Genomic DNA, 17,239 nt, shown 5'->3' with positions numbered 1-17,239 from the left:
CCACGTCTACTCTCCCACCTTTCTAAGGAGTCTCTGCGTCAGCTTGTTCGAGCCAATCATTAAGAAGAACAAGACGGTTGCGATCGCTGAAGCATATCCCATCTCAAATCGAATGGTGCCGTAGTCCATCAAATGCGTCACAACGGTATGAGCTGCATAGTTAACACTTGGGAAGCCTGCTAGTGCAATGGAGATATCTGCAACAGCAAAGGAGGCTGTGATTTGCATGACCGCCCCAAACATCAGTTGAGGTCTCATCGAGGGCAGGGTAATGTACCACAATTCCTGCCACCGATTTTTAATACCGTCTACGGCTCCCGCTTCAACGAGCGTTTTGTCAATCGTCTGCAGCCCCGCAATAAATGCGAGGAAACTCGTGCCTAGACTGAGCCATAACTGAACGATCATTACAATGGCAAGGATATACTTCTCATCAAGCAACCATTGAATGGGTTCTAGAATAAATCCAGCTTTCATGAGGAACCCATTTAAATAACCGTAACTATCTCCAGAAAAAATGATGAGCCATATAAAGAACACATTCCCAGAAATCGAAGGCGCATAAAAAATGAGAGTCATGAATGCTCGGACCTTAGGTGATAACTCATTAATGATCCATGCAAATATAAAACAGGCTATATAACTGACTGGTCCTGTGATGACAGCGAACAGCAATGTGTTCTTTAAAGCAATCATGAAGATATCATCATTCAAAAACAGTCTGGCGTAGTTCTGCCAACCGACAAAACGTGGAAACTCCAACATGTTGAAATAGAAAAAACTGAGACCGAATGACAATACAACAGGTATTACCGTAAACAAGAAAAAGATGATCATGTATGGACTCATTAACAGGTAATAATGTTTGCTTCGATGAAATTCTTTCTTAATTCGAAACATTCGGCTTGGCCGTGTTGGATGGACGGCTTCTTTTATTGGCTGAACATTCGTTCTTGTCTGCACCTTTTCCCCACCCCCTTATTCGTAAGGCAAATTGAATTCCTTTCGCTTGATCTCGATTTCATCGTTAATGTAAAGGATATAATCTGAGAATGCTTCCCGTGGATTCTGATTCGCGTTCACTACTTTACGGAAGGCATTATCCAGATGCCTGCCTGTAAAATAACCGCCAGGTACTTGCGGGATCCCTTGTACCCATTTCCACTGACTTTCCAGGTTCTTATAATCCTTCACAGGCCAAGGAAGTTCTTCCAATGCTTCTGTATTGGCTGTTGGGTACCTTGCCGCCTCACCCATCAGACCTTCCATCTCTCTGCCGTAACTAATCTGAACATCTTTGTCTGTCCACCATTTCATAAATTCCCAGGAGGATTCCTTATCGTCCGCATTATTCAGCATCATAACTCCTGTTGTATGACTCGCTACCTCGTGGTTCACCGATCCGTCGGCAAGTTCAGACCCAGGTACAATCGTGAAATCCCAGAGTCCTTTTATTTCAGGCGCCATTACGGTCAGCATATTGTAGGTGGTGTAATCGGCAATACCAATTGGCATTTCACCTGTCCGGAATCGGTTAGGGAAATCCGCTTGCAGCGGGAACTTATAACTGGTATAAAATTGTGTCCACTTTTTAAAAGCATCCATCGAAATATCGGAATCAAGCGTGCTTCGCATCCCGTTTTCTTGATAGAATTCTCCTCCATTTTGGTACAAGAGCATCGAAAAAGTCGCATTAGGCACAAGACTTGCATTCGATGATTCCAGAGGCAAATAGAATTCCATATTATGTTTTTGAAGCACGGAAATCATATTGTAGATATCTTTCCAGGTTTTTGGAGGCTCAAGTTCCAGTTCTTTCAAAATGTCTTTGCGATAAAACAACATAGGGAACGTCTGCTGCTCTGGGAGTGCATATACCCCTTCATCGTACATATACGGTGTTAGTCCACTTTCACGGAACCGAGCTGCAACATCGTCATAATCATCAAATTGGGTCAGATCCGCAGCAGCTCCCCGCATAGCATAGTTCACTGGAAGGTCTTCACCAATCTGCATCGCAATGTCCGGTCCTTCATCTGCAAGAGTAGCCGGCAACAAGATGTTAGAAGGAACAAGTCTAAGATTTACAGAGATGTCCGTCTCCGGAGTGAACGTATCGTCGATTAATGCTTTTAATACCTGAGCCTGATCTCGCCCTGTAGTTACCCATACATCAAGGGAACGGTTACCTTCAGCAATATTACCGATGCTGTCGTAATCCTCCGTATAGGAAGCAATATAAGCACCAATCTCGTGCTTTATTTCTTCAAAAAAGGTAGCTTCCGCTCTTGGTAGTTTCACGTCAGGTGACGAAACAACCATATAATCAAGAGAAAGCGGTTGTTCACGTACAGTCAAAATCCATGTTCCAAGTCCGCCGACATTGATTTTGAATGAATCCAGCCGCTGAGCCACTGTCTCAGGACGCTGCACCATTTCTTTTAGCTGATATACCATTGCATAAAGAATAGCAACCTTATCACTCTTTTCTCCTGTTACTTTCTCTAGATAATCTGCTACATTTGAAATCGTTTCTGCTTGCTCTTCAAACACTTCTATCATATCTGGGATCCGCTTCTCGAGTTGATAATCACGATAAGGATCCGGTGTGTTCGACGTAATCATTAGTATTTTTCGGTACATCTCATTCAGTTCCAGCACACTTGATTCAATCGTTCTTAGCAGCGGGGCAATTTCTCCAAGGGAGACGGTCATACGAATTTGGTGTTTCCCTTTTGTTAAGTGGAATAAATAAGGCTCCTCCCCACCAAGGACGTTCATCTGCCAATCACGATGAAATTTGAATCGAATTCGTTTCATTTCTTGAAATGGGTATTCCCCGTCAATCATTAAGCTTCTTGTCGCGTATATTCCGCGAAGTTGATCTTGTTTTTCCTTTAGCGCAATCTGATATAATCCGTCCTCAGGAACTTCGATTTCCCATTCAATCCATTGACCTGGTAGTTTCCAGTTCGTACCGCCGATCGAATTGATTCGGATTTTAGATACATCATATGGAATTACGGTCGGACTCGAGCGGTCTGATATCGGTGCTAAAGTTGGGGAAGACTTATACGCCGCATCCTCAGCTTGAATCAGCATGTATTGATCCTTTACTGGCGTTAGTCCAGCGGAGGCATATTCACTGCTTACCTGTTCATACGTTTTCTGTCCTGACTGCTGATACAATTCGATATAATCAATCGCCATCGGTTCTCTTAATGCGGTCAAAGAAATCTCTTGTTCACCGGATTCAAAATAAAACGAAAACGGTTCATCATAATAACCTTCTCGATCTGTTAAAGTGCCATGTTGCCATGAAGGTTTCTCAACTTGTCTTGGACGAAGATCATTATTCCGATCATCCTGCTGAATTTCATCCATTTTATTTCCCCAGATTCGGTCAAATAAAAGAATTTCCGCACCCTTGAACGGAACCTCTCCGTTAATCTCTAATTGCCTCTCAATAGCCGAACTTTTTCCTTCGATCGGATAGTAATGTACTCTCACGTTATATAAACCTGCTTCCTCAATAGGCACAGACCAGGATATCATTCCTTCTTCCGGTGTTAAGACAGCAGTTCCATCAAGTTCATATGGATGGTCTGCTATTTCGAATTCGCCGCCTGTAGCGTTTACATAACTTTCCCCTTCAATTCGGATTGCACGGTCAGGTCTTGCCGCACGAGTATGACGTTCCAGGTATGCGGAATAACCGTTCTCATCGTCAGAACTCACGACCGCTTCAAAATCAGATATCGGTTCCATCTTTTCGCTGGCCATGATGGATTTCAAAGGATAAAAAGAGCCTATAAATACGGCGGATAAACTAAAAACGAGCAATGAAATGGCCCATCGTTTCTTATGGATGTTCAACGCTTTCTCCCCTCCAGCTGCATGACGTAATAAATTGATCCCCCCCCTCTAAACAAGTGCTTAAAGGGGCTGATAGGGATCAATATCTAACGTTTAATTGCCGTATACTTCGTCAATCGCTGCTTGAAAAGTTGCTTTGTACTTCTCAATTACGGTTGAGACAGAAACACCGCTGTTCAGCTCTCCTTGAAAATCATAAAATTTCAGATTTGGAAACGTATGATGATCAAGCACGAGCATATTCGGTGCAACCATTTTTGCATTGTTCAGATCTTCTTCATTTGAGAATACGGTTTCATATGAACTTTGATCTGGGTAATCATATACGGAATCGATATCGTTAATCTTTTCCCATATATACATTAACTGCTCCGGATTCTCTACAGATTTTGGAATGGTAAGTGCTTGGAAAAGTGCCTCTGCAGAATGGTATTCGGTTGCACTTGGTCCCTTAGGGAAAGGGACGAAACCTAAATCATAGTCAGGCATATCCGTTTTCAAACCGTTAAGTTCATGTAGTGCACCGGCGTACATTAAAGTATTTCCTTGACGAACAAACTGACCTGGTTCAGTCCAGTCTCCGCCCTCTGTTGGTCTTGTGACTTGCTCATTAGCGATGCGGTTAACAAAGTTAAGAGCCTCCACTGTCGCAGGATCATCTAGATTCTGTTTTTCGCCTTTGGTAAGTGAAGTATTATTTGAATACAAAGCTTGCTCTAAAAGAGAATTATTTGCCAAACCCCATGTATCCAGCTTGCCATCATTATTCGTATCTCTGTTCGCCTCTTTAGCAACTTCAATAAAAGTATCCCAATTCCAATTGTCTTCATTTACATAATCTTGAAGCGGTTTAATACCAAGTTGGTTCATAAGAGTGCGGTTGTAAAAAATCCCCACAACTAGATTCGCCTGATTCTCAGTAAATCCGTACCCTCTGCCTTCGTAAGTGTAGTATTCATTCGTTACCTTTTGATTAAAGGCAACAGGGTTCTTCGTATATTCATCGATAGGCCAAAGCAAATCCTGTTTAACCAGAGTCGGAACCGCATAAGTCTTACCAAGACGAACAATATCTCCAAGAGGCTCGCCTGCAAGCAGCGACGCTGTCACCTTTTCTTGATATTCCCCATAATCAACAGCCACGTACTCAACTTTAAAATTATGCTTTTCCATTAATGCCTCGAGGTTTTTCTTACGCTGAATATTATCTGGGTTATCCTCACCGATCGTCATATCCCACCACGAAACAATTTTGATTGTTCTGCCACCCATATCAAAATCCATTTCCGGGGTGCTGTATACACCCTCCTCATCTGTGTTGCCAGCTGCATCTTCGCCGCTGTTTACCTCGCCAACATCTTCCGTTGGTGTAACATCTGTGTTGACCTCTTTCTCGTTGCCTGAACCACTGCTACAAGCTACAAGCAACACCATTATCATGAATAGCACAATGATCGTTTTGCTGATCCGCATGATTCAATCCCCCTCTTGATTTGTGAGCACAATCAAAGTGTAGCGCTTACATAATAAGGCAAACAACCTGCGATATACGTGTTTTAGTACCCCTCAAAATATAGGTGCCTTGGCAGCGGCCATTTGTAATGTAAGAAGAAGTAAACAAAAGTTAGATAAATAAAGATATGCACATTGAGAACTTTCTTTTATTTTCACATAATGAAAGCGTAATCATTTTACATAGAGAGGATCACATGATTCATAAATAATCGCATGGGGGGCTATGATTATGTATAAGATCCTGTTCGTTGATTTACATCATCATTGGGATGCAAAAAAGCAAGATTTCTTTAATCGGAGTAATCTCGGTTTCAGTTTAGAAGATTACACGAATGAACCCGATTCTGCTTTATCTCTCCTCAAATCGAAATGTTATTCTCTGCTGATGATTGATATTGTAAAATGCCCTGAACAAGGGATTACACTATGCAAGCATGTACGTACAATAAGTCCCGTTCCCATTATTCTCATTAGTGATAGTACTGACTTTCAGCTTGCCCGAAAAGCAATGCAATATCAGGTCAGCGACTATTTACCTGCCCCTGTTTCTAGCGAAGATATGACATCATGTCTACAGCTCATGAAGCGAAAATTAAATGCAGAAAAAGCGGAGAATGAGAGAGCCAGTTATGATATAGCAGTTGATTCAGAAGAATCTGTTATTGATAAAGTGAAAGAATATGTGACCGAATCTCTTGGACAGAATATCACCTTAAAGGAAATATCGAGTACTTTACATTTTAACTATTCGTATCTCGGGCAAAAATTTAAATATCACGAGAATATGACCTTTAATGCCTATTTGTTGCAGCAACGTATGGAAAAAGCGAAGCAACTTCTTGAAAAGACCGAGATGAAAGTATATGAGATTGCAAATGAAGTTGGATATTATGAAATGGATTGGTTTTATAAAAAATTTAAGTTATACACGGGTGTGAGTGCCAACGAATATCGAAAAATGAAAATGGTCACCGCGTAAAATGGTTGAACCCTGCCTTTCCCCATACAAAATAGCCGCTTACTTATCTTTAAGTAAGCGGCTATTTTCGCAGATATCAAAGTACCATTAGGAACCATACCTCTTTCTTGATCTAACCAGACAATTTTGTCTCTTTAGGAGGGTAAAGAACAATCCGCCCCTCCTCCATTTCAACACGAACTTTATTACTATCCTTAAATTCTTCCGTATCGAGGTATCCCGCTGGGATTTGAAGTCTCCCCGCCTTATCAATAACAGCATATTCAATATGACTGTCTGACATCTTCTGCTTTTCCTCTGCATCCAATATTGCAAGTTCTTCCGAATAAGAGGTACGCCGAATCATTTCTGCTGAGGTCTTACCATCACGAATTTGCACAACCCGATCAACCTTCTGGGCTAAGTGGGGATCATGCGTAACAATGACGACCGTAAGACCCGTAGAACGGTTAAGCGATCGAAATAGATCCAGGACTTGGTCCGATGTACTCGTATCAAGTGATCCAGTGGGCTCATCTGCCAGCAGTAAACGCGGGTTATTTGCAAGTGCGATGGCGATTGCTACCCGCTGCTGTTCACCACCAGACAGCTCGCTTAAGCGGTTTTTCATCCGTTTTTCCAGTCCAACCGCGGTAAGCAGTTCTATTGCACGCGCCCGGCTCCGCTTGCCGTGCAGTAGCATCGGCAGTTCAACATTTTCTATGGCTGATAAATACGGAATCAGGTTACGGGAGTTATTTTGCCATACGAACCCTACCGTCTCTCGTTTATACACCTTTAAATCTTTCTCTGTAAAAGAAAGCATGTCTTTACCATCTACAAATAATTTGCCTGCTGAAGGCTTATCGAGCCCGCCAAGCATATTGAGCAGCGTAGATTTACCGCTGCCTGAATTGCCGATGATTGCCATAAGTTCGCCATCTTCTATCGTCATATCGAGTCCTTGAAGCGCAACGACTTCAAGTTCGGCTGTTTTATATATTTTCACAAGTCCTTCGCAATATATCAAGGCTTACTCCTCTCCCAGTCTCAACGCCTCGGCAATTCGGGTACGTGATAAACGGAAACTGATTACGGTAAGTCCAATGATCAGCATACTTCCGATAATACCGTATACTTGTAAATAGTCGCTGAGCTGATAGGTGATTTGAAAAGGCGGTACCTGATCTGTTGTCGCAAATGACATTTCAAACAAAGGAACGAATCGTTCGCTTGTTACATTACCGATCATCACTCCTATGAGGACAGCAGCTACCGAAGTTAACATCTGCTCGCTGACAAGCATACCGATGATGTGCCGGAAAGGCATACCCATCGCCCTGAGCACTCCATATTGGAGCGATCTTCCCGCTAATGTTAATGTCCAGAACAGCAGAAAACCAAAGAAACAAATGAGCATAGAAATGACAAATCCAAGCGTCATCACTCCATTAATAGCCATACGGAAAGGGTCATTCACGGAACGAACCAGCTCTTGCGTCGCGTCCCGAAGACTTGTAACGGGTACCTTACGCTGTTCCAGCTGCGTATAGATATCTTGGCTGGACACCCCGTCCTTCAGCTTGAGCCATACTTCATATGGCTCAATGGCCAGCCTGTTCTGAATGGTGCTTAGATGTCCGACAATCAGTAAGGGGTCTGTCCCCTTACCTTCTGCATCACGACTAACAGCGAGCGGATTCCAACTTGGCCAGTAATCGATGATGCCATAGACGGTAAGCGGAATTTGATTGAGTCCATCCCAAGCAACACTGATGGTGTCACCCGCTTCAAGCTTCGCTTTATCCGCGAGCGAACGTGAGATGAGGACCGCTTTCGGATTTGGGGCGATCAGATTTAGATAGCTGTTCATTGGATGATCCATCAATCCGTTCTTCATCCACGCTGTATTACCAAATTCCAGCGTATTGATGCCTATGAGTTCTACCTTTCCTGATGTGCCGCTCTCTTTTGCACTAAAACGTGCTTCCTCTTTACGAAATACTCTAGCTACTGACTCTGCACCTTCCAGTTCTTCAAATGGGGTAAAAGGAGGTTCCGTATACTGCACACGTCTTTGTTCGGTAAATTCACTGTTCGCCGAACCCGTCTGAGCTGCTGAAGCCACATTTACAGGTGGAAGTGCATTACTTTCCCATTTCGACGTAATTACGATATCTGTTCCTACGGAATATTGGATTTTGCTATCCAGATTATCGTTAATCGTTCGAGCCGCATTTGCGCTAAATATACCTGTTGCGACGGTCATGATTAGAAACACATTGATTGTTAGATACTGTCCGGAAGAGCGGCTAATCTGCACGAGTGAGCTATAAAGCGGCGGGGACCACCATTTCTTCCCTGATACGTAAATGATCCGAATCAGCCAAGGATATACCCGCAGCACAAGGAGTCCTCCGCCGAGAATGAATAATGCAGGAATTAAAAACACGAGTGGATCCATTTGCAGTAATTCTGAATCCAGCGCCAACCGCTTTAAGTCAGCCTGTCGTTTATTGAAATTATAAAGCAAATACAATGAGATCCCGACTAAAAGGAAATCAATTCCCGCCTTATACCAGAACGGGGTATGAGCAAGCCGGGCACTCTGCTGCTTATGACTGACGATACTTACTTTTGAGGCAAGAAACGCAGGAATTAAAATAAGCAAAATGGCGCCTGTCACAGCAATGACGGCAATTCGATAAGCATCACTTGATAAGCTGATTTCGAGAGCAGAACGCTGAACAAACTCGAGGAACCCGTTAGAAGCTCCAAGTATTTTAGTGAACCATACCCCAAGTATAGGTCCAACAGCCAGTGCACTGATGCCTAAAAGTGTACTTTCGAGTACGTAAATACACATGATTTGAAAACGACTGGCACCTCTGCTGCGCAGTACAGCGATTTCCGTCTTCTGCCGATCAATAATAAGATTCGCGGACATATATATGTAGAATGCCAACATCATCATAACGGGGACGTAGAGAGACAACATCATTAAGTCAAGCTTCTTTTGTTTTCCCTCATACGATGCTACCGTCTCGGTCGCTGGAATATTTACTTCTTCCACTCCAAGTTTCCCGCGGAAATAACGTTTCACGTCCGTAGCTGCTTTGGTGAACTGTCCTGTTTTCTCTACCGTTAGCTGTTCGTAATTCAAGGCAAAACGCCACTCTAGTTCGGTAAGGCGGGCTTTTCCACCTTCGATAAATTCACGCTCAAATTGCTCGAAAGGAATAAGAAAACCGTTCTCTTCATCAGTTGTCAAATAGGGGAGATATGGATCCGCAGCCGGATCCGTTTCAATCAAACCAACAGGAATCACACGGAATGTACTTCGATCCGCTTCCGGCGATACCATCAACAGTTCATCGCCAAGTCCGCGCTTTACTGCCAGCAGAAACTTATGTGTCACAAGCGCTTCGAATACACCATCTTGCCGGTCCAGCGGCATACGTCCCTCAGTCAGCTTCACCCGTTTTTCCATATCAGATAAAGACTTGAAAATCCCTGTTGTTTTCTGTATCTGCTTTTCCTGGTCAGAAGCATCGGCTCCATACACTTTCATCTTATGAGTCATCCGCTGCTGGTAGAAAGACATCGCATCGATTCCCGTTCGAACCGGGATACTTGCAGCAAATTGATCAGCACGAGAGATCGCCTCGATCGTCTTCTCATCCATAACAGAAGAAGATACACTTGTACTGATGCGCATAAACCCAGGATATACACCGCTCTGATGCTGGATCTCCTGTAATTCCTTGGTCAATGTCCGCTGCAAAATGGCATCTGAATAGAGCGGCATAGAACTAAACAACGCCACACATATGGTTAGGCCAAACCACAAATTTAGTTGCAGCCATTTGTTACTTGCCATTTTGCGAAGGATCATCGTCCACAAAGCCATATGATCACCCCCTCCTTCCTGTCCTAAAAGTGGATACAAATCTTAATTATTCAAGATAACTTGCTGAGTTTCTTCCAGACCTTTCACAACCTCCACCTGTGTAGGTGTGGTAAGTCCAAGTTCCACATCGACTTCTTTCCGCTGGTCACCTTCAGCTACCTGAACATAACTGCGCCCCATGTAAGAGCGAATAGCAGACCTTGGAAGAAGGATTACGTTCTCACGGCTTTGTAATTTAATCGTGAGTTCCGCGCTGTGACCAATTTTCAAATCACTTGGTGCATCTTTCATACCTATAATGATGGTCACCGAATTTCGCTCCGACTTTGCTTCATCTGTCGTCTGAGGTGCTTCAGCAGGGGATTGTAACACCGTACCTTCATAATCCTTACCTTTGTATTTCAAACCTACCGGCATTCCGGTTTGGATTGATAGTAGATCTTTGGAATCAGAAGCGGTATAAATAAGCTTCATATCAGAAGGATCAGCGACCGTAATTATCGTTTGATAAGCGCTTACAATATCTCCTGTGTTTAGTGTTTCCGTAAAGGTAACAATACCTGAGATCGGAGCATAAATTCTTGCTGAAGACAGTTTCTTCTCCATATTGTCCAGCTGCAATTCCTCTCGCTCCATATCAATTTCACGCAGTCTGAGTTCCGTTTTAACAACACCGGATTGCTGAGCCTCTTTATACAATAATCTCGCACGCTCAACGTTCAATTTTTGTAAACGGATTTGAAGATCGAGATCGTCTGTTTCCAGCTCCGCCAGTAATTCACCAGCCTTTACCTCTTCTCCAACTTTTGCCTTCATAGACTTTAGACGTCCTCCGTTTTCTTTAAAGAACAGCGTCGCTGAGCTTGCCGAAACAAAATTGGCCGTTCCTCTTAAAGAAGTCTCGATATTGCCACGGGCCGCCTCCACAATATCAAGCTCTTCCTCGGCAGGCTGAACAAGCGGCGGCTGAAGACTTTCGTCTTCAACAGGAAGAAGAGAACAGCCCGTAAGAGTAAGCATGGCAGCGAGAAGAATGCTTACCTTTACATTTGGTTTTCTTTTATACGTACGATGATGCTTATATCGATTAGGGTACAATTTTGCCATCCTCCAATGCAATAACATAGTCAGCAAGCTCCATGATCCCCGGATCGTGTGTTGTTAAGACAATCGTCATTCCTGAATCTTGCACTAGATCCCGAAATACACGCATCACCTGCAGACCCATCTTGCTGTCCAGCTCAGCCGTGGGTTCATCAGCAATTAGAATGGCAGGCTCATGTGCGATCGCCCTTGCGATCGCCACGCGCTGCTGCTCACCGCCCGATAATTCCATAGGTCGATGTTTCATTCTATCCTTCATACCTACTCGCTCCAGTGCTCGTTCTGCAGCTTCTTGATTTCCTTTAACCGACTCGCCTGCAATGCGAAGACCAAATTCAACATTTTCGTATGCTGACATAAGTGGGATCAGCCCAAACGACTGAAAGACGAGTCCAATTTCTTTACGGCGAAGTTTGCTTCGTTCTGCTTCTGACAGCCCGGTAATTTGTTGTCCCTGTAGAATGACGGTTCCTTCTGTCGGTTCATCTAGCGTAGCAAGTATATTCAGAAGCGTCGTTTTCCCTGACCCTGATCTTCCTTGCAGTGCCACCATGTTGCGAGCGGGCACAGATAGATGAATATTATCTAGTGCAGTAACCATCGTATTCCCCCGCCCAAACCTTCGGTACACACCGACGGCCTCAAGAATCGGATCACCGTAAGTCTTCCTATCCTGCTCTGTATATGGCATGAGGCACCCCCTCTTTAAACTAACGAATGAATTGCCATGCACCTAATTGAAACAGTTCTTTCTCTGATTCACCTCTAAAAACAAAATAAATATCATGGATCCCTTTCACATTTGAAATTTCTGTGCTGATTACCTCCCACCGCTCCACGTCTTCTGTATGCGGTACGACAAGGGTTCCTAATAATTCACCATTTGGATTATCCATCCGAATTTCAATCTCACCTTCACTTGTTCCAACAACCCAAGCTACGATGGAGGAAGCACCTTCCGCTAAGTCTGCATTTGCTGCTGCAATCCAATCACCATCATGTATATTAGAAATGACAAGTTTATCGGAATGTCCGTCTTCATCTGCCACAGTAAAAGAACGGACGTTTATTCCTGCATTCCATGCCATAGTTACCGCATCAACAATATGAAATGGATTTAGCGTTTTAATTGGGTCCACACCCTTTAAATCTGCCGTGATCTCTTTTATATCCCCATTTTCAGTAAACTCGACTTGATTAAGATGTGTGGAACGGTATCCTTTAGGAACACCCATTGCAGCTGATAAAGTCTGAGCATGATAAGCGATATACCATGTGTCATGAAGTGAGAAGATGGCATGATGATTATTACCGCCTACGCCAAAAAAGTGACCTGGATTTTTCAGAATCGTATTTTGATAAGTCCAAGGCCCCATCGGATGATCACTCGTCATATATGCAATCTCTCCCGCCGGTGGACTCCCTTCAGGACGTGCTCCCGGATAGAAATTAGAACAATACGTGTAGTAGTACACCCCATTATATTTATGGATGCCCGCAGACTCGAACATAAAGGGAGCTTCTATTACTTTTGCCTCGCCAACAACACTAATCATATCTTCACCGAGCTGAATTACACGGGCGGTATTTGGCATCTCTGATTTTCCTTCGGGGATACCTCCTCCATAATACAGGTACCCTGTTCCATCTTCATCGACCAGAACAGCAGGATCAAATAACCAAGTCACACCTGCAGCTGCTGGCATTTCCCGTGATATAAGCGGTTTGCCGATAGGGTCCACCCAAGGCCCAGTCGGGCTGTCACTTTTCAAAACTCCAATTCCGCTTGCATTATTAGCAAAGTATAAGAAAAATTCGTCCTTCCCGGTCCGTTTCTTGTGAGCTGCAGCTGGTGCCCACGATTGTGTCGCCCATTTTGCAGCACCTTCTGCTCCCGCCGCCTTAATTGTGCCGTGATCTGTCCAATTGATCAGGTCATCAGAAGAAATTACAGAAAGTGTATTGATTGTCCCATACGTATTCTCTTTCACATTCCCTTCCGTATCGTGCTCCAGTACATCGTGAGTATTGTATAGATACACCCGTTCCTCATACACCAGTGCGTAAGGATCTGCACCAAATTTATGGGATACGACGGGGTTACCATTCCGAGGCTGCTTGCCAACCGCCTTAGCCTGTGAGTCATCACTGAACTTTACTCCATCAACCGTGACACCATTTACCTCATTCTTCCTATCTTCATATAAGCTAAATTCCTCTTTCATTGCTTTCTTCAACTCCTCGTTAAGTAATCATATTCTCAAATTGCGATCTACATATCAGGTGCAATCTGATGGCATACTTCGTGTTTAGTCTCTCTAAAAAGTTTATCGCTTACATTTACGGGCAACAACCTGCCGAATCGTATATCCAGTACCTGTCTAGTTCTAGTCCTGAAACACAGGCAAAGAAGCCTGCAGCATCTCATATCTGCAGACTTTTTAGCGGGTATATCCCCTTTTTAACTATTACGGCCAACAGCCGACTCTTTGTACAAACTGTCTCGAAACTCTTGCGGCGTTATACCGGTCATCTTTTTAAAGAAGCGTGTGAATGAATGGGCTGCTTCGTAGCCCACGGATATAGAAACGTCCCGCACTTTTAATTCGTGATTACGAAGTAACTCCTTTGCTTTTCGAGTTCTACTTTTATCGATATACTCTGATAGATTGATGCCATATTCTTGTTTGAAGAATCTAGATAAATAGGATGGGTTGAAAAAGTGAAGCTCTGCTAACCGTACTAATGAGAGATCCTCGTTCAAATTTTCCTCAATATACTGACAGATATGTTCGATTACCTGAGTAGCACGATCTCGTTCGTCTTTATTTTTATATTGAAAAATCATTTCCGCAATCTTCGTAAGATACAAGAATCCTTCTTTCATCGAGGCATGTCCATCGAGCTGCATCAATTTGTTGATATTACCCATATGGCTGTGCATTCCCATCCGGTTGATATGCGAAAATAAAACAAGAGCGGCTGCGTAATATCCTTCGCGTGCTTTATGAACTGAGCTGCTTGTCTGCAGCAAGGTAACTGACAATTCGTCTAGTTCATCCATGAACTCCGCCGCTTTTCCACTTTCCAAATGTGCCTCTAATCGTTCAATTCGATGACTTATATAAGAAACATCTTTTAGACCAAGATTATCTGATGTCTCTGCTCGGTCTACTAAGATCATAGAAATCCCATTACCAATCTTGAGCTGTTGCAATTGACGAAGTCTCTCATATTGGGATGTTACTTGTGTCCAGTCGCATGCCCTGCCGCTTAGCGTAAAATTGAGCGTCAAGCTCAGTGAAGACTGACACGCTTCTTGAATGAGCTCAAGTGTTCCCTCCATAAAGCGAACGAGATGAAAAGAATCATGTTCCTCATAACTGGGTTGAAGCAACCACAATAGGTCCCCTTGCTTATCTATCGTTCCTATACTGCTGCTTTTCTCGGATATAAAGGAATCCCAGATCATTCTAACTGACGTGAGAAGTCTGCTTTTTTCTAAGTAACCGGTTCCTTCAGCAAAAAATAATCGACCAAGCGCTAATATAACAGGAACTTTTGGATCTAAAGCAATACCAAGTTCTTTAAAATCTTGGGCTAGAAAATCTGCACGATCCATGACAACGTGACTTTCTTGAAGCAGCTGTCTAATATAGTCCCCCTGTGCCATGAGCTGAAGGGTACCGATCTGTTCTTGAGATTTTTCAATCAATTGACGGGTTTGAATATCCTGATCTAGTTCCTGGACGACTTCAAGTACCGTCTGGGTTACCTTTTCGTACCCTTCTGTTTTTAGTAAATATCGTGCATTTGGCAGCTGAATAGCTTGATACGCGTAATCGAATTCACTAAAACCGGTCAGGAAGACAATTTTGCATCTTGGCCAGTGTGTTTGAATTTCTTGACTCAAGTCCAAACCGCTCATTCCGGGCATGCGAATGTCCGTAAGTACAATATCAATCCGGCTCCTGGACATCCACTTAAGAGCTTCTTTAGCGGAATATGCTTTATAAATATCAAGCATTTCTGGCTTGAATTGCTGCAGTACTTCATATAATCCGTCTGTAATAATCTCTTCATCGTCCACAATCAAGAGCCTATACAATTGATCGCCTCCTCCGTCTTGATTCGTATAAGCACTTCAAGGCCATTCAGCTTGCTTTTTGCTAGAAATAATCCACTTCCTTCGCCAAACGTAAGTACAAGACGCCGATGAATATTCATCATTCCCGTTATTTCATAAGAGTCGGCTGTATGATGAAGATGTTCACGAAGTGATTCAATCTCCGAATCCGTTATTGCATTTCCATTGTCTTCAATACGAATTAATATTTCATTTGGGTTCTTCTCGAAAGCAACATGAAGAATTCCGTCCTCTTCCATTTTCTCAAGACTGTGTTCATAGGCGTTTTCAATAATCGGTTGGACGATCAAACGTGGTACCCGTATACTTTCCATTTCTTTTGGCAGCTCATCAAAAAAGATAGTAATACGTCTTGAGAATCGTAAATTTTGGATTTCAGTATACGTTCGTGAATGTTTTATTTCCTCTGACAACGCAACATAGTCTTCTCCGTTACGAGTAATAAAACGGAAGTATTCCCCCAGCATATTTGTAAATTTCTCAATCCGATCTGCATCTCCCATTCTTGAGAGCGTATTCAAAATAAAGAAACTGTTATATAGAAAATGCGGATTGATTTGAGATTGCAGCTGTTTCAGCTCCGCTTTTTGCATCATCATTTTTTGTTTGAAATCCTGATCGATGAGGGTTTGCAGTTTACTTAACATATGATTAAAACGAGTATATAAATATCCAAACTCATCTTTACGTTCATGTTCGATGGGGCTGTCTAATGAGCCTCCTTCCATGCGCTTAAACCCTTGAATAAGTTTTAACAACGGTTGATGAATAATTCGGTACGAAGAGTAAGAAAAGACGACGATAGCAAGAAAGGATGTCATAATGAATATCCACGCCCATTTAGAAAATGTACTCAGCGGCCGCTTTACTGTTTCTTCAGGTAAATACATAGCTACAGACAGTCCTGTTGCATCCGAATACACTTTATTCATTTGAAACTTCTTGTTTTTTAGCTTCATGACAACGGCATCATTACTTGAAGGGGAATTTCTTATAAAATCTTGAATGGCTAGATCTGCAACCTTGTCCGTGCTGAGCACGAACCCAGCTGATTCTGACAATAACAAAGAACCACTTTCCGGATATAGGTTTACTTGTTCCAAGGACTTTAGCAGTTTTTCGACATCAAGCTCAATTTGAACTGTGAAAAGTGGTTCCGCTCCTTTTCTTCCGCTTTCTTTAGAACCGTTAAGATATATCGAATTACTCCATTTGATCAATCGATGGTCACTTTCTTTAGCGCCGGAACGGAAGAAATAATATTGGATGAGATCCAAATCCTGAATGGCTTCAGCTGTAGATAACGTTTTGTTGATCGACCGAATATGAATGTAAATATCTTTAATATAGGGACTGCTGTTCTGAACAGAGGTCATCCGTTGAAGCAATCTGCTTAATTCTGATCTTTTATCCGCATTATCAATGAAATCCCATGTTACAGAAAGTGTATTAAGCCCGCTATCTTCTACCATATCGAACAATTGAAGCTCAATCCATTCCACTTCCCGATCAAGGGTACCTAAGTAATAATTCAATTGCTTTGAAGTTGCTCTTGATATGTCCTCACTTGCATTCTTGTAACTCCATTGATAGAGATACAATCCCAATACAATGATCGGAATAACAACGAAGAGGTACGTAAACACCAAACGTACAAATATTGAATTACGTAGGGAAACAGCGGGAAATTTAAACAAACAAATGCCTCCGATGCTGCGAGATGATAAAT

The 17,239-nt window shown here is 42.9% G+C and carries 11 protein-coding genes; 1 reads left to right on the top strand and 10 read right to left on the bottom strand.

The genetic code is table 11. From position 1 onward, the window contains the following. Positions 1-6: 6 nt before the first annotated feature. The 3 genes from PV403_RS08310 to PV403_RS08300 all read right to left on the bottom strand — a co-directional run bounded on the left by PV403_RS08310 (position 7) and on the right by PV403_RS08300 (position 5,349). Entirely contained in the window at positions 7-900 is an 894-nt protein-coding gene (locus PV403_RS08310) for a carbohydrate ABC transporter permease (RefSeq protein ID WP_332084297.1), read from the bottom strand. A 78-nt stretch (positions 901-978) separates the two neighbouring features. Next, positions 979-3,876 carry an extracellular solute-binding protein gene (locus tag PV403_RS08305; RefSeq protein WP_332084174.1) on the bottom strand — a complete coding sequence of 966 codons (2,898 nt, stop codon included), beginning with the start codon at positions 3,874-3,876 and terminating at the stop codon, positions 979-981. A gap of 93 nt (positions 3,877-3,969) precedes the next feature. Then, on the bottom strand, positions 3,970-5,349 hold the full coding sequence (locus PV403_RS08300; RefSeq protein ID WP_332084172.1) for an ABC transporter substrate-binding protein: 1,380 nt from the start codon (positions 5,347-5,349) through the stop codon (positions 3,970-3,972). A 271-nt stretch (positions 5,350-5,620) separates the two neighbouring features. Here PV403_RS08300 and PV403_RS08295 point away from each other — a divergent pair, with 271 nt between their 5' ends. Then, positions 5,621-6,370 (top strand): response regulator transcription factor, encoded by a 750-nt coding sequence (locus tag PV403_RS08295; protein ID WP_332084170.1) that lies wholly within the window; start codon positions 5,621-5,623, stop codon positions 6,368-6,370. A gap of 112 nt (positions 6,371-6,482) precedes the next feature. Here PV403_RS08295 and PV403_RS08290 read toward each other — a convergent pair whose 3' ends face one another. The 7 genes from PV403_RS08290 to PV403_RS08260 form a co-directional block, all read right to left on the bottom strand. After that, complete coding sequence (locus tag PV403_RS08290) at positions 6,483-7,379, bottom strand: ABC transporter ATP-binding protein (RefSeq protein ID WP_332084169.1); 897 nt, start codon at positions 7,377-7,379, stop codon at positions 6,483-6,485. A gap of 3 nt (positions 7,380-7,382) precedes the next feature. Continuing rightward, positions 7,383-10,259 carry an ABC transporter permease gene (locus PV403_RS08285; protein WP_332084168.1) on the bottom strand — a complete coding sequence of 959 codons (2,877 nt, stop codon included), beginning with the start codon at positions 10,257-10,259 and terminating at the stop codon, positions 7,383-7,385. A 42-nt stretch (positions 10,260-10,301) separates the two neighbouring features. After that, the gene (locus PV403_RS08280; protein ID WP_213532327.1) at positions 10,302-11,366 is read right to left on the bottom strand and encodes an efflux RND transporter periplasmic adaptor subunit; all 1,065 of its coding nucleotides are present in this window, start codon (positions 11,364-11,366) and stop codon (positions 10,302-10,304) included. After that, a complete protein-coding gene (locus tag PV403_RS08275; RefSeq protein WP_213532326.1) occupies positions 11,347-12,054 on the bottom strand; it encodes an ABC transporter ATP-binding protein in 708 nt (235 codons plus the stop codon). Before PV403_RS08275 ends, PV403_RS08280 begins: the two co-directional genes overlap by 20 nt. A gap of 19 nt (positions 12,055-12,073) precedes the next feature. After that, entirely contained in the window at positions 12,074-13,588 is a 1,515-nt protein-coding gene (locus PV403_RS08270) for a glycoside hydrolase family 43 protein (protein ID WP_332084167.1), read from the bottom strand. Positions 13,589-13,824: 236 nt separating this feature from the next. Beyond that, positions 13,825-15,471 carry a response regulator transcription factor gene (locus tag PV403_RS08265; RefSeq protein WP_213532324.1) on the bottom strand — a complete coding sequence of 549 codons (1,647 nt, stop codon included), beginning with the start codon at positions 15,469-15,471 and terminating at the stop codon, positions 13,825-13,827. Beyond that, positions 15,456-17,207 (bottom strand): sensor histidine kinase, encoded by a 1,752-nt coding sequence (locus tag PV403_RS08260; RefSeq protein ID WP_332084166.1) that lies wholly within the window; start codon positions 17,205-17,207, stop codon positions 15,456-15,458. The genes PV403_RS08265 and PV403_RS08260 overlap by 16 nt, the downstream gene beginning before the upstream one ends. Positions 17,208-17,239 lie beyond the last annotated feature (32 nt).

Origin of the sequence: Paenibacillus sp. GYB006 (assembly GCF_036577645.1) — a bacterium.
Taxonomy (GTDB): Bacteria; Bacillota; Bacilli; order Paenibacillales; family Paenibacillaceae; genus Paenibacillus.
Note: the sequence above shows the minus strand (reverse complement) of the source record. Positions and strands in the feature narration are given on the sequence as shown.